The organism is Mycolicibacterium pallens (genome assembly GCF_019456675.1).
GTDB classification, from domain to species: Bacteria; Actinomycetota; Actinomycetes; order Mycobacteriales; family Mycobacteriaceae; genus Mycobacterium; species Mycobacterium crocinum.
Window position 1 is genome coordinate 3,370,950 of record NZ_CP080333.1, and the last position, 14,370, is coordinate 3,385,319.

Genomic DNA, 14,370 nt, shown 5'->3' on the forward strand with positions numbered 1-14,370 from the left:
CGGGCGTGCGCACCGCACAGCGGGACACCGAGTTGGCCGCCGAGGCGTATGCCGCCGGATTGTGGGTGCGCGACACCCTGGCGGACGCCCTGGCCGCCGCCGCCCGCGACACCCCGCAGCGCCACGTTCTCGTCGACGGGCCCGTCCGGCTGGACTGCGAAACGCTGCACGGCCACGCAATCGAGTTGGCCGGCGCGATGACCGCCCGGATGCCGGTCGGAAGCGTGGTGTCGTTCATGCTGCCGAATTGGCATGAGGCGGCGATCGTCTACCACGCGGCGACGGCGGCGGGCATGGTGGTCAACCCCATCCTGCCGTCGCTGCGCGACCACGAGCTGGCCTTCATCTTGGCCGATGCCGACGTACGAATGATCTTCATCCCAGCCGAATTCGGCGGTCACGACTATGCGGCGATGCTGGCGCGGGTCACCGCCACGATGCCCGATCCGCCCGTGGTGGTGGTGGTGCGCGGCGAACCGCTTGCCGGCCAAATCGCGTTCGACTCGCTGCCGCAGCCTGCGGGACGGCTTCCGACGGTGGATCCCGACGCTGTCCGGATGATCATGTACACCTCCGGCACTACCGGAAGGCCCAAAGGCGTTCTGCACAGTCAGAATTCGATTCACGCCCTGATCCGCCAGCTCGGTGAGCACTGGCGGGTCGGCGCCGGCTGCGTCTCGTTGGTTCCATCTCCCATCGCCCATATCGGGGGTTCGATCTATGCGTTCGAGTTCCCGATCCTGCTTGGCACCACCGCGGTGCTCGTGGACCGCTGGGATCCCGACGCGGCCGTTGGCCTCATGGTCGGGGAACGTTGCACACACGTGGCGGGAGCAACGCCGTTCCTCAACGGCATCCTCGCCGCCGCCCAACGCGCCGACACCCGGCTGCCCGATCTGAAGGTCTTCATCTGTGGCGGCGCCTCCGTGCCACCAGCGCTGATCCGCACCGCCGCTGACTATTTCGAGCAGGCGATGGTGACGCGCGTGTACGGCTCGACCGAGGTTCCGGTCATGACCGTCGGCGCAGCGGATGACCTCGACCATGCCGCCGAGACCGACGGTTGTCCGGGAATCGCCGACGTCGTCATCGTCGACGGCGAGATCCGCGCGCGGGGCCCACAGATGCTGCTGGGCTACCTGCACCCAGAAGACGACGCCTGCGCCTTTGATGCCGACGGCTACTTCCGCACCGGCGACCTCGGTCACTGGGTCGACGGTCGCTACCTCGCCGTCACCGGCCGAGCCAAGGACATCGTGATCCGAAACGGCGAGAACATCGCCCCCAAGGAAATCGAAGACATCCTGCTCGGGCACCCCGACATCCGCGAGATCGCGATCGTCGGCGTCCCCCATCCGCGCACCGGGGAACGTGCCTGCGCGGTGATCGTCACCGACCACCCGCCGGGGCCCGATGTCGATGATTTGAGCACCTTCCTGCACGCCTGCGGCGTCGCGAAATTCAAATGGCCCGAACAGGTCGCCGTCTGGGACGCGTTGCCCAAGAATGACGCCGGCAAGGTGCTCAAACATCAGATCCGAGCGAGATTGGTCGAAGCGGATGAGTGACGTACAGGTAGCGGTGGTGACCGGCGCGAGTAGCGGAATCGGATTCGCTTGCGCCACAACGCTCGCCAAGGCGGGTATGGCCGTGGTCGGCACCGGGCGCGATCCCGACCGGCTCACCGCCCTGGCCGAAGCGATCGGCGATCCTGACCGGGTGGCCACTGTTGCGGTCGACATCACCGACGACGACGCCCCACAGCGGATCGTCGAGGCAGCGGCATCCCGCTGGGGGCGCGTCGACTTCCTGGTGAACAACGCCGGCCTCGGCAGTCCCAAACCGCTGCACGAAACCGATGACGAGACACTGGATCACTTCCTCGGCGTCATGCTGCGCGCCCCGTTCCGTCTCGCGCGCGACGTGATCCCGCTGATGCACCCCGGTTCGGCCATCATCAACGTCACGTCCACTTTCGCCGTGGTCGGCGGCCTGCGGGGCGGCGCCTACTCCGCGGCAAAGGGCGGGCTGACCGCACTGACCCTGCACATCGCCTGCCAATACGGTGCGCACGGCATCCGGAGCAACGCCGTGGCACCGGGCGTCACGCTGACACCGATGGTGGAGCACCGCCTCGAAGATCCCGGCTTCCGGAAGATGCAGACGGAGATGACGCCGCACACCAGGCTGGGCCGGGTCGAGGACATCGCCGGCACAGTGGCGTTCTTGTGTTCGCCCGCAGGCAGTTTCATCAATGGCCAGACCATCGTCGTCGACGGCGGCTGGAGCTCCACCAAGTATCTGTCGGACTTCGGGCTGTCCTCGGAGTGGGTCGCCCGGTGAACCTGTTCGCCACCCTCGATCAGGCAGCCGCCCGGTTCGGCGACCGCGGCGCGGTCTACCGCGGCGAGGAGCAGCTGCACACCTGGGGCGAGCTCCGGGAGCGCGCGCTGCGACTGGCTTCGAGCCTGCGGCGCGCGCACTCCCCCGGGCAGCGGATCGCGATCGCCAGCGAGAACCGGGCCGAAATCGTCGAACTGTTCTACGCGGTCTGGGCGGCCGAGTGCGTCGTCGTCCCGGTCAACTTCAAGCTGCATCCCCGCGAGATGGTCCAGATACTCGAAGACTCCGGTGCGGCAACGGTATTCGCATCCCCCAAGATCGCGACCGAGCTGACGCCGCTGTCCCCGGTGAACGTGGAGCTGATCGGCGGCCCCGACTACGACCAGCTGTTCGCCGCACCGCCGGCGACGGTACCGTCGACCGACCCGTCGACGCTGGCCTGGTTGTTCTACACCAGCGGCACCACCGGCCGCTCCAAGGGAGCGATGCTGTCGCATCGCAGCCTCACCGCGATGACCGTGGCGCATCTTGCCGACATCGATTCGCCGGACGAGAACTGCAGCCTGCTGCACGCCGCGCCGATGTCGCACGGCTCCGGGCTCTACATCGCGCCCTACGTGCTGCGCGGTGCGCGGCAGGTGGTCGCCGCGTCCGGCGTGTTCGACCCCGACGAGTTCCTCGACCTGTGCGCGGCGCATCCGGGATCGTCGGCGTTCCTGGCGCCCACCATGATTCAGCGACTCGTCGACACCGGCCGCCACGCACCCGCGGCCCTGCGCATGATCGTCTACGGCGGCGGCCCGATGTACGTCGACGGCCTCAAGAAGGCCATGGCCGCATTCGGTCCGATCTTCGCGCAGATCTACGGGCAGGGTGAATCGCCGATGACGATCACCGGATTGCGGCGTGCCGACCACGACTCCACCGACGACGCGATCCTGGGTTCCGTGGGCTATGCGCGGTCCGGGGTCGAGGTGGCGGTGCTGTGTGAGGACGGTAGCCACGCAGATCCGGGTCAGATCGGCGAGATCACGTGCCGCGGCGATGTGGTGATGTCGGGGTACTGGAACAACCCGAATGCCACCCGCGAGACGCTCAGGGACGGCTGGCTCTACACCGGTGACATGGGCTCGTTCGACTCGTCCGGCTACCTGACCTTGCGCGACCGCTCGAAGGACGTCGTGATCAGCGGAGGCAGCAACATCTATCCGCGGGAGGTCGAGGAGGCGTTGCTCGAGCATCCCGACGTCGCCGAGGCCTGCGTCGTCGGCGCGCCGGATCCCGAGTGGGGTGAGGTCGTCGTGGCGTTCATCGTCGGCTCCGCCGCCGCTGAGGTGCTCGACGCCCACCTGCTCGATCGGATCGCCCGGTTCAAACGGCCCAAGCGCTACCTGTTCGTCGACGACCTGCCGAAGAACAGCTATGGCAAGGTCCTCAAGCGCGAATTGCGCGCCCGGCTCGGGTAACGGCATTCTCGTCTGCATAGAATGCCGCTATGTCCCAGGATTACAAGTTCCTCACCTACGAAGAGCTCGATGAAGGCCGTATCGCCCGCATCATGCTCAACCGGCCCGACGCACGTAACGCGCAGAACCGCGGCCTGCTCGTCGAGCTGAACGAGGCGTTCCTGCGGGCTGAGGCCGACGACACCGTCCGGGTGGTCATCCTGGGCGGTCACGGGCCGATGTTCTCCTCCGGCCACGACCTGGGGTCGGCGGTATCACGCGCCGAGTACACGCCCGGTCCCGACCAGCACCCGAGCTTTCAGGGTCTGGGCGCCAACCGGGAGGGCGCGGAGAAGCTGATGCTGCAGGAGTGGCATCACTTCTTCGCCAACACCCGCCGCTGGCGCGATCTGCGCAAGATCACCATCGCGCAGGTGCACGGCGACGTCTACGCGGCGGCGCTGATGCTGATGTGGGCGTGCGACCTGATCATCGCCGCCGAGGGCACCCGGTTCGCGGACGTGGTGGGCACCCGGCTGGGCATGTGCGGTGTCGAGTACTTCGCCCACCCGTGGGAGTTCGGTCCTCGCAAGACCAAGGAGCTGATGCTCACCGGTGACGCGATGGAGGTCGACGAGGCATACCAGCTGGGCATGATTTCCAAGGTCTTCCCGTTGGACGATCTCGCGGACAAGACCCTGGAATTCGCCCGCCGGATCGCCGAGGTGCCCACGATGGCGGCACTGCTGGCCAAGGAAGCGGTCAATCAGACGCAAGACAACATGGGCTTCTACAACGCGCTGAACGCCTGCTTCACGCTGCACCAGCTCAACCATTCGCACTGGGCACAGGTGCACGAGGAAGGCTGGCCGGTGGGCCTGGAGTCCGATGGCCTGCCGAACTGGAAGACCGCCCCGCCGATCGTGCCTGCGGTCAAGGACCAGGTCCGCGCCGAAGGCTGAAGTTCGCGCACATCCGCGATTACGGCAAAGTAGCGGTTTCAGCTCGCCTGAATCGTTCAAGAAGTCTCATCCCCGTCACGGCGCACGACTGAGGGCGCGCGCGCATGCGAATCTGCTGTGCGAACACGGGCAGGCCCGTACTTGCCGAAACGCCTTGTCATAGCGTTTAATTCGCAGATCGCGCAAAGCCGCCTAATCGGAATCGCTTCGAAATTCTCAAAAATTATGTTGTGTGCGCCACACTAATTCTCGAAACGTGGTGAAAAGCACAGACTTTGGTATATGCGCAAATTGTTGTTAGTTTCGGCCGCATGTTTGCAATCGCGACGTTGATGACACTGATCAGTCAGGTGTCAGGCACGCCGTACATCCCCGGTGGGGACAGTCCGGCGGGCACCGACTGCTCGGGGCTGGCCTCCTGGGTGTCCAATGCGGCCACCGGCAGGCCGGTCTACGGCAGCCGGTTCCACACCGGCAACGAGGAAGCTGCACTGCTGGCCCGCGGATTCCACTACGGAACCGCACCCAATTCCCTGGTGATCGGCTGGAACGGCGGGCACACCGCTGTCACGCTGCCCGACGGCACCCCGGTGTCCAGCGGCGAGGGCGGTGGCGTACGTGTTGGTGGCGGCGGCGCCTTCCAGCCGCAGTTCACCCATCACATGTACCTGCCGATGCCGGCCGAGGACATGCAGGATCCGCTCGCCCCGCCGGCACCGGATGCTCCCCCGCCGCCGGACGCACCGGTGTTCGTCGATGCGGTCGACGCACCGCCTCCGCCGCCGGCTGACGAGGTCCCTCCGCCTGCCGGTGACATCGTGCCCGCAGGAACCGACATCGCCCCTCCCCCAGGAGATTTGGCTCCCCAACCCGCCTGAGAAACTCAATAACTGAGCCGCACTGCCACGTTTTGGCAGTGCGGCTCAGTTGTTCGGTCTGTCAAAAGCCTTGCTGTGCCATGAGTTTCACTCCCGCTTCACGGGCAGCAGCAGGGCGTGCGAGCACACCACCCACGACAAGTATTAGGACCGCGACGGCCAGGCACGGCCCCCACAGTGCGCTGCCGTGCGGCCACGGGATCACGTTGCGATACAGGGTGTAGCCCAGCAGCAGCAGTCCGAGCAGTGGAAGCACCACCTCCCACCAGTGAATCCGGTCGTCACCGGCAAGAAACACCAACCGAATGGCGCCGAGTGTGGCCAGCCCGTATGCCACCAGCAAGATCAGCGTTCCCGCTGTGGCCGCGATGGTGAACACGTCGAAGGGCCGCGCCCGCAACGCAAACCAACCGACGGCCTGGATCGCGAACACCGCGGCCACGGCGGTGGCGGCAGCCACATGCGGCACATTGCGCCGGGGATGTATCGCCGCCAGTGCCGCGGGGCCTATCCCGTCCCTGCTGAGCGCGAAGATCAGCCGACTCGCGCCCACCACGCTGGCCAGACAGCACGCCGCCGCACTGAACGTCGCGCCGACGACAATGACATACGACAGCCAGGGGGCAACGTACTGCTGAGCGAGATCGCCCATCAAGGCGTCGGATTTGACGAAAGCCGCTACCCCGTCGGTATCTGTGCCGAATGCCATCACCTCGATGGCGGTAACCGCCACGAAGAACACTCCTCCGAACAGTGCCGTGCCGAGAATGGCCCGTGGAATGTTGCGCCGCGGTGCGTCGGTTTCCTCGCCGAGAGTCGCCGCAGCCTCGAAGCCGGCGAAAGACAAGAAACCGAAGACGATTCCCAGGAATACCGTCGACACCGATGTACCGGGAGCAACGGTGAACACCGACATGTCCACGTGCTGACCATTGGGCGTGTGGCCGGTGATCAACTTGCCGAGCGTAATCGCCGCCACCACCAGGATGAGCGTGATCGTCAGTCCTTCGGTGACCAGAAGGACCGTGGTGCCTCCTTTGATCTCACGGGCCGACAACCACCACACCGCAGCGAGCACCAGCCAGGCGAACACGAACGCCGCCCAATCCGGTAACTCTTTGGGCGCAGCCACTTTCCGAGCCAAGTCGGTGAGGAAAATACCCGCGGCAGTCGACGTCACCGCGCCGTAGAAGACATAGGTTCCCGCGTTGAGCCAGCCGGCCACACTGCCGGCCCGAGGTTCGAGGGTGACGCCCACGAAGGCGTACACACTGCCGGCGTGACTGAATCGCTGCGACAGCCGAACAAACGTGTGGGCGATCAGCAGCACCCCGACGGTCGCCAGCAGAAACGCCAGTGGAACGGCGCGACCGACGGCGGATGCCGTTCCTTGGGGATTGATGTTGATGGCCATCGACGGCGCCATGAGCGCCACCGAGACGCCCACCGCCGACCAGACGTTGAGGGTCCGGCGCAACGTCGTGTGGCGGGGCGCGCCCTGTTCGGCCAACTAATCACCCTCGTCGAGAATCAACGCTTCTTCCGGGCAGGCGGCCACGCCATCACGGGTGCGCTGTTCGTCTCCGGCCGCAACGTCATGCTCCTCGAGCGTCGAGTAGCCCATGTCGTCGACGGGGAACAGCTCGGGATCAGTGGCGTAGCAGAGCGCATGGCCCACGCATCGTGAGCTCTCGAGGCGAACACGCATAGCCGGCAACCTTACTGGCCGACCTCAGGGGTTGATGGTGTTCTCGCCGACCTGACGGCCCCACACATATTCGGTGAGCAGCGGCTGGCCGAGCTCGAAGTGGTTGTACGGCGCGATCGAGGCGCCGTCGTCCATGACCAGGTAGGGAGCCGGCCAGAAATTGCGGTCGATCGTCTGCCAGCATCCCGGTGCCCCGCCGGGACCACCCCGACCGTTGGTCCGCGGCAGATTGTCCGGATACACATAGGGATTCGGTGCGCCCAGGATCTCGGTCATCGTGTTGAGCGAATATCCGTTGCCACCGAAGGCTTCCAGTGCGCTGGGCGCAGCCTGCGCGATATTGCGGATACCGCAGAAGATCTCCGGGCTGTAGGTGTCGAGCAGCTGAGCGCTGGGCACCAGGTCCGCCATGCCGCGAACGAAGTACGGCTGGCTGCGCTCGAAGACATCGGCGGCGTTGTTGCCGAATCCCATGGACGCGAGCAGCGCGGCGTCGATGTCCTGCTGCTGGGCATTGAGCGAGCGCGCGGTGACCACCGCGTGGTCGAGTGCATCCCAAAGGTCCGGGCTGGCCTTGGTGTAGACATCGGACAGATCGGCCAGGCGCTGAATGTCATGGCGAATCTGCGGCATCTGGGGATTGACGTCGTCAAGCACCGCATTGCCGTTGACGATCGACTGGCCGAACTTGCCGCCCAACCCGCTGAGCGCCTCGGCGGCCGCCGACAGGGTCAGGTTCAGCTTGACCGGGTCGACCTTCTCGGCGATCGAGGTGACCGTCTCGAACAGGGTGTTGAACTCCGTGGTGACGCTGGAGGCGGTGATGACATCGGAACTCGTCAGACGCGCGGACACCGGGTTCTTCGGCGTCGACAACGCGACGTACTTGTTGCCGAACACCGTCGTGGCCTTGATGTCGGCGTGCACGTTGGCGGGAATGAAGGCCAGGTAGTGCGGGTCGACATCGAGTGTCACCCGCGCGATGTTCTTCCCGTCGCGCTCACCGGAGCTGACATTGAGGACTCGGCCGATGACCACTCCGTTGAAGGTGACCTTCGAACCCGTGTCCATCACCAAACCGCCGCGATCGGACACCATAGTCAGCGTTGTGCTCGGCGACAGGTCTCCGCGGAACTGCAAGTAGACCAGTGTGAGGACGGCCATGATCAAGACGAGGAACACCACGCCGGCAGTCTTGAGCGGGGGGCGGTCGCGCCGTTTCACCGCAGCCTCTCCTTACCCCGACCCCAAGCGAAAGGATGTCCCCAACCGGCCGCGGCCAGTGATGTGGACCACAGGAATGTACCTGATTGGAGTACCGGCGTGGACTTCATCGACACAATTCGCCGCGATCACAGTTCAGCTTTTTTCATTGCGCCATCGTCAATAAATACAGCGATGGACTGCGCGGCCCGAATATGCATCGGCACAGGGGATTTCAGATCAGCCGAGCAATTCTCGCGACGGCCACCGATTAGACATCCAATTTGCCTATGCAAAATTTGCTGCGCACACGCACTCGCCGTGGGTAGGACGTCCTTCACTGTCAACGCGGCGTCGACGGTATGCCGGACTGATCGGAAACCCACTCCCGGCAGCGATGGAGTCGGGATAATCGAAGGTGCCGTCTCGGGGTGTCCCCTGGGCGGGAACCAGCTCAGCGAGGAGCGTGAGACCCATGTCCATTATCGAAGCGGACTCAGCGACCCAGTCGCCTCATCAGCGCGAGGTCGCCGAAACCCAGCAGTACATCGACAGTCCGCGATTCGAGGGAATCACCCGGCTCTACACAGCAAGCCAGGTCGTCGAGCAGCGCGGCACGATCCGGGTCGACCACACCGTCGCCCGCGAAGCCTCCACCGCGTTCTATAAACGCCTGCGGGAACTCTTCGCCGCCAAGAAGAGCATCACCACCTTCGGCCCTTACTCGCCGGGCCAGGCGGTGACGATGAAGCGGATGGGCATCGAGGGCATCTACCTCGGCGGCTGGGCGACCTCGGCCAAGGGTTCCACCACCGAGGACCCGGGTCCGGACCTGGCGAGCTACCCGCTGAGCCAGGTGCCCGAAGAGGCCGCCGGCCTGGTCCGCGCGTTGTTGACCGCTGACCGCAACCAGCAGTACCTGCGCCTGCAGATGACTCCCGAGCAGCGGGCCGCCACTCCGGCGGTCGACTATCGTCCGTTCATCATCGCCGACGCCGATACCGGGCACGGCGGAGATCCACACGTGCGCAACCTGATTCGCCGTTTCGTCGAGGCCGGAGTGGCCGGCTACCACATCGAGGATCAGCGCCCCGGCACCAAGAAGTGCGGCCATCAGGGCGGCAAGGTCCTGGTGCCGTCCGACGAGCAGCTCAAGCGGCTCAACACCGCTCGCTTCCAGCTCGACATCATGGGTGTGCCGGGCATCATCGTCGCCCGCACCGATGCCGAAGCCGCCAACCTCATCGACAGCCGGGCCGACGAACGTGATCAGCCGTTCCTGCTCGGCGCGACCAATCTCAAGGTGCCGCCGTACAAGTCGTGCTTCCTGGCGATGGTGCGCCGGTTCTACGAGTCGGGTGTCACCGAACTGAACGGTCATCTGCTCTATGCGCTGCCCGAGGGTGAGTACGCGGTGGCCGACGCGTGGCTGCAGCGGCAGGGCATCGTCGACCTCATCGCCGAACAGGCCGCCGCCTGGCGCAACGGTAAAGAGCATTCGCTCGACGCCCTGTTCGACATGGTCGAGTCGAAGTTCGTCGACGCCTGGCAGGACGACGCCTCGCTGGATACCTACGGGGACGCCGTCGCCGAACTTCTCGCGTTCCGCGAGGGCGAGGGCGAGCCGCACGAGATGAGCGCAGCGGAATGGCGCGAGTTCGCCAAGACCGCATCGCTGTACGCGGCGCGCGAGAAGGCGCGCGAACTCGGCGTCGACGCGGCATGGGATCCCGAGCGAGCCAAGACGCCCGAGGGCTATTACCAGGTACGCGGTGGCATTCCCTATGCGATCGCGAAATCGCTTGCGGCAGCGCCCTTTGCGGACCTGCTCTGGATGGAGACCAAGACCGCGGACCTGGCCGACGCCCGCGAGTTCGCCGAGGCCGTCCACGCGGTGTACCCGGACAAGATGCTGGCCTACAACCTGTCCCCCTCGTTCAACTGGGACACCACCGGAATGACCGACGAGGAGATGCGCGCCTTCCCCGAGGAGCTCGGGAAGATGGGCTTCGTCTTCAACTTCATGACGTACGGCGGTCACCAGATCGACGGCGTCGCGGCCGAGGAGTTCGCCACCGCCCTGCGGCAGGACGGCATGCTGGCGCTGGCCCGCCTGCAGCGCAAGATGCGGCTCGTCGAATCGCCTTACCGCACACCGCAAACCCTCGTCGGCGGTCCGCGCAGCGACGCCGCGCTGGCCGCGTCGTCGGGCCGCACCGCCACCACGAAGTCGATGGGCAAGGGTTCCACTCAGCACCAGCATCTGGTGCAGACCGAGGTGCCCAAGAAGCTGCTCGAGGACTGGCTGGCGCTATGGAGTGAGCACTACGAGCTCGGCGAGAAGCTGCGGGTGACTTTGCGGCCGCGGCGGGCCGGCGGCGAGGTTCTCGAGCTCGGCATCTGGGGCGAGCGGGAGAAGGGTGGCGAGCAGGAACTGCTGGCCAACGTGCTGGTCGACCCGATCAAGGACCGGCATGGGCGCAGCATCCTGACGGTGCGCGACCAGAACACCTTCGCCGAGAAGCTCCGCAAGAAGCGCCTGATGACGTTGATCCATCTGTGGATGGTGCACCGGTTCAAGGCCGACGCCGTGTACTACGTGACGCCGACCGAGGACAACATCTACCAAGCCGACAAGATGAAGGCGCACGGCATCTTCAGCGATGTGCACAAGGATGTCGGCGAGATCATCGTCGCCGATGTCAATCAGGACCGCATCGCCGAGCTGCTCGAGCCCGACCGTGCGGCACTCAAGCGGCTCATCGCCAAGGAGGACTGACCGCCCACACCGACGTTTCGCCGCGAAAGTGCGAGAAGTCGGCGACATTTCGTCGGTCTCGACGAGCGGGTCAGCGCACGCAGCCGCGGCCTGTCCAGCGGGGTTGCCGGCCCTCAACGCAAGACCCGCTGTGGTGGCCGTTCCGCCCGGGCTGATCACCAGCGCTGACCTTCTTTTGCGCGGATCCGCCGGCCGATTCACGAAATAAGAGACCGCGAATCGTGGCCGATCGAGCGAACCGTAAACCCGACAGTATCGGTCCGGATTCGGTTCGGTGAACGGAAGATGAACACGCATGTCATGGCATGTTTTCTGACCCGGCAGGGCCGGGCGTCAGTCGCCGGGAGACCGGCCGGACAGCAACATCGCACACCCTTATCTGGGCACCGCACGGCTGGCCAGAAGATAGCGAAGGGAGTATGTGCGGCGGAATTGTCCAGGTAAAGTGCCGTCCGTGGGAAAGCACCGGTTAGCCAGGCCACGGCGCCGATGGTCCGTCCGCGTGGTCGCATTGGCCGCTCTCCCCGCCGCGGCGATTCTCTCGGGCAGCACCGGCTCGGCGCCCACCCGAGCGCCACAGGGCTCGCTGGAATGCTGTGCCGAACTCGTCGCCGCCGCCCCCATGGATGTGGCTGCTGCACCGATCAGCGCGCACTACGTCGTCATGTCCCAAGCCGAGCTGGTGGCCAGCAGAAGTGCGGTCAACCGCACCACCCTGCATGCACTACCCGCAGGCGTGGGTATCGAACAGGGCCTGCAGATCAAGACGATCTTGGCCGAGCGCCTCGTGAGTGCCTACTTCCCCGAGATCCACAACATCGGCGGAGTCCGGCCCGACGCGCTGAAGTGGCATCCGAACGGCATGGCGATCGATGTGATGATCCCGAACTACCAGAGCCCCGAGGGCAAGGAACTGGGCGACCGAATCGCCGCGTTCGCCCTGGCCAATGCCGACCGGTTATCGCTGAACCATGTGATCTGGCGGCGCATCATCTACGACCACGCAGGCAAGCCGTCGTTGATGCCGAATCTCGGTGGCGACGACGCCAACCACTACACTCACGTACACATTGCCACAAACGGTGGCGGCTACCCGACTGGCGACGAGAGTTATTTTGGCTGACCCCAAAGCTTTTGGCGTGGCTATAGGCGCTGCACTCCTGGTGGTCTCGGCCCCCGCAGCGCACGCGGACGAGGTGTTCTGGGGTGGTTGGTACAAGATCACCTTCCACACCGATCAGAAGTCGGGTACGTCCATCGCCGCCGCCCAACAGGAAACCCCGTACACGGCCTCGTACAAGATCACGACGGACTGCGCGGCCGGCATTTGCACCGCCTCGGTGCTCGACGGGCCGACGCCCAAGGACAACGCGACGCAGAGCACCAGCTTCGTATGGTCGGGTTCGCAGTGGTCACGGTCGAACAGCTGGCGGTGGGACTGCACCCTGCCGGACGGCACCATCACCTACGACCCGGCGCATTCGGTGACCACCTACAAGCCGCAGTCCGACGGATCACTGGCGGGCACCTTCGAAACCACTGTCGAGAGCGGAGCCTGCCAGGGCACCGTCACGATTCCGGTGACCGCCGTTCCGTCCTGAGATCAGGCGTCCCCTAGGGTTCCAAGGATGAATCGTCTCGACCGCTTCTTCGAGATCACCGCCCGCGGGTCGACGATTGGCGCCGAAGTTCGTGGCGGCCTGGTCACCTTCATCGCGATGGCCTACATCGTGGTGCTGAACCCGATCATCCTGTCCGGCGCCGCAGACGTGACGGGACAGAAGCTGGGCTTCGCGCAGGTGTCGGCCACGACGTCGCTGGCGGCCGGGGCGATGACGATCCTGTTCGGCGTATTTGCCCGGCTTCCGTTCGCGTTCGCCGCCGGGCTGGGCATCAACTCGTTCCTGGCCACCACCGTGGTGGGAACCGTCAGCTGGCCCGAAGCGATGGGGCTGGTGGTGATCAACGGCCTCATCATCGTCGCGTTGGCCGTCACCGGACTGCGCCGCCTGGTGTTCGACGCAGTGCCCATGCAGCTCAAATTGGCGATCACCGCCGGTATCGGCCTGTTCATCATGTTCATCGGACTGGTCGACGCCGGCTTCATCTCTTCGACCGGATTGCCCTCTCCCCCAGTCGGATTGGGCGGTGGCGGGCACGGCTCGATCAGCACCGTGCCCACGGTCGTGTTCGTGTTCACGCTGCTACTCACCGGAATCCTGGTCGTGCGCAAGGTCCGCGGCGGCATTCTGCTCGGATTGGTGGCCGGCACCGTGGTCGCGGTCATCATCGAAGCGATCTGGCATCTGGGTCCCGCCACCAAGAACCACGGTGGCTGGACCCTGTCGGTGCCGACGCTGTCGGGGTCGCCGTTCGCGCTTCCGGACCTCTCTCTGGTCGGCGCCTTCAGCTTCGACAGTTTCGGGCGGATCGGCGTCCTGGCCGCCACGATGCTGGTGTTCACGTTGGTATTCGCCAACTTCTTCGACGCGATGGGCACCTTCACCGGGCTGTCCCGTGAAGCCGGCCTGGCCGACGACCGCGGGAACTTCCCACGGTTGCGCTCGGCGCTCATCGTGGAAGGCGCCGGCGCGGTGGTCGGCGGCGCGACGTCGGCGTCGTCGAACACCGTCTTCATCGAGTCCGGGGCCGGCATCGAGGAAGGCGCCAAAACCGGGCTGGCCAACCTCGTCACCGGCGCGCTGTTCCTTGCCGCGATGTTCGTCGGGCCGCTGGCGCAGATCGTGCCCACCGAAGTCGCCGCGGCCGCGCTGGTGATCGTCGGAACGATGATGTTCTCCCAGCTTCGCCACGTCGACGTCTCGGAATTCTCGGTCGCGCTGCCGGTCGTGCTGACGGTCGCGGTGATGCCGTTCAGCTACTCGATCGCCAACGGCATCGGCGTCGGATTCGTGACGTGGGTGGTGGTGCGGTCGGCCGCCGGTAAGGCCCGTGAGATCAGCCCCTTGTTGTGGGTCGTCGCGGCCGGCTTCGTGCTGTACTTCGCGCGCAGTGGGATCGAGTCACTGCTGGGTGTCTCCTAGCGCCAAGC

At 65.6% G+C, this 14,370-nt stretch carries 12 protein-coding genes; 9 read left to right on the top strand and 3 right to left on the bottom strand.

The annotated features are described in order from the left end of the window. Nucleotides 1-5 precede the first annotated feature (5 nt). From K0O64_RS16570 to K0O64_RS16590, 5 genes are all read left to right on the top strand, one after another. On the top strand, nt 6-1,568 hold the full coding sequence (locus tag K0O64_RS16570) for an AMP-binding protein (protein WP_083542602.1): 1,563 nt from the start codon (nt 6-8) through the stop codon (nt 1,566-1,568). After that, complete coding sequence (locus K0O64_RS16575; RefSeq protein WP_071944109.1) at nt 1,561-2,343, top strand: SDR family NAD(P)-dependent oxidoreductase; 783 nt, start codon at nt 1,561-1,563, stop codon at nt 2,341-2,343. The genes K0O64_RS16570 and K0O64_RS16575 overlap by 8 nt, the downstream gene beginning before the upstream one ends. Next, a complete protein-coding gene (locus tag K0O64_RS16580) occupies nt 2,340-3,809 on the top strand; it encodes an AMP-binding protein (protein WP_071949782.1) in 1,470 nt (489 codons plus the stop codon). Before K0O64_RS16575 ends, K0O64_RS16580 begins: the two co-directional genes overlap by 4 nt. A gap of 29 nt (nt 3,810-3,838) precedes the next feature. Further along, a complete protein-coding gene (locus K0O64_RS16585; RefSeq protein ID WP_071944107.1) occupies nt 3,839-4,750 on the top strand; it encodes an enoyl-CoA hydratase in 912 nt (303 codons plus the stop codon). Nucleotides 4,751-5,061: 311 nt separating this feature from the next. Continuing rightward, the gene (locus K0O64_RS16590; protein ID WP_071944105.1) at nt 5,062-5,628 is read left to right on the top strand and encodes a glycoside hydrolase; all 567 of its coding nucleotides are present in this window, start codon (nt 5,062-5,064) and stop codon (nt 5,626-5,628) included. Between the two features lie 61 nt (nt 5,629-5,689). Here K0O64_RS16590 and K0O64_RS16595 read toward each other — a convergent pair whose 3' ends face one another. From K0O64_RS16595 to K0O64_RS16605, 3 genes are read right to left on the bottom strand one after another with little or no spacing between them, the layout of a single operon-like run. Further along, nucleotides 5,690-7,138 (bottom strand): APC family permease, encoded by a 1,449-nt coding sequence (locus K0O64_RS16595; protein WP_071944103.1) that lies wholly within the window; start codon nt 7,136-7,138, stop codon nt 5,690-5,692. Continuing rightward, nucleotides 7,139-7,336, bottom strand: a complete 198-nt coding sequence (locus tag K0O64_RS16600; RefSeq protein ID WP_071944101.1) for a ferredoxin — start codon at nt 7,334-7,336, stop codon at nt 7,139-7,141. A gap of 24 nt (nt 7,337-7,360) precedes the next feature. Continuing rightward, complete coding sequence (locus K0O64_RS16605; protein ID WP_071944099.1) at nt 7,361-8,560, bottom strand: MCE family protein; 1,200 nt, start codon at nt 8,558-8,560, stop codon at nt 7,361-7,363. Nucleotides 8,561-9,014: 454 nt separating this feature from the next. Between K0O64_RS16605 and aceA the strand changes: the two genes are divergently transcribed. From aceA to K0O64_RS16625, 4 genes are all read left to right on the top strand, one after another. Beyond that, nucleotides 9,015-11,318 (top strand): isocitrate lyase ICL2, encoded by a 2,304-nt coding sequence (gene aceA, locus K0O64_RS16610; RefSeq protein ID WP_071944097.1) that lies wholly within the window; start codon nt 9,015-9,017, stop codon nt 11,316-11,318. 502 nt (nt 11,319-11,820) lie between these two features. Beyond that, on the top strand, nt 11,821-12,441 hold the full coding sequence (locus K0O64_RS16615) for a VldE C-terminal domain-containing protein (protein ID WP_225933470.1): 621 nt from the start codon (nt 11,821-11,823) through the stop codon (nt 12,439-12,441). 16 nt (nt 12,442-12,457) lie between these two features. After that, complete coding sequence (locus tag K0O64_RS16620) at nt 12,458-12,919, top strand: Rv2253 family sensor-like surface protein (protein ID WP_125477447.1); 462 nt, start codon at nt 12,458-12,460, stop codon at nt 12,917-12,919. Between the two features lie 27 nt (nt 12,920-12,946). Further along, nucleotides 12,947-14,362, top strand: coding sequence for an NCS2 family permease (locus tag K0O64_RS16625; RefSeq protein WP_071944089.1), 1,416 nt, complete (start codon nt 12,947-12,949; stop codon nt 14,360-14,362). Nucleotides 14,363-14,370: the final 8 nt, after the last annotated feature.

Coding starts and splice junctions, on each gene's coding strand:
- K0O64_RS16585 (WP_071944107.1), top strand. CDS start 3,839: ATGTCCCAGGATTACAAGTTCCTCACCTACGAAGAGCTCGATGAAGGC.
- K0O64_RS16590 (WP_071944105.1), top strand. CDS start 5,062: ATGTTTGCAATCGCGACGTTGATGACACTGATCAGTCAGGTGTCAGGC.
- K0O64_RS16625 (WP_071944089.1), top strand. CDS start 12,947: ATGAATCGTCTCGACCGCTTCTTCGAGATCACCGCCCGCGGGTCGACG.
- K0O64_RS16600 (WP_071944101.1), bottom strand. CDS start 7,336: ATGCGTGTTCGCCTCGAGAGCTCACGATGCGTGGGCCATGCGCTCTGC.
- aceA (WP_071944097.1), top strand. CDS start 9,015: ATGTCCATTATCGAAGCGGACTCAGCGACCCAGTCGCCTCATCAGCGC.
- K0O64_RS16575 (WP_071944109.1), top strand. CDS start 1,561: ATGAGTGACGTACAGGTAGCGGTGGTGACCGGCGCGAGTAGCGGAATC.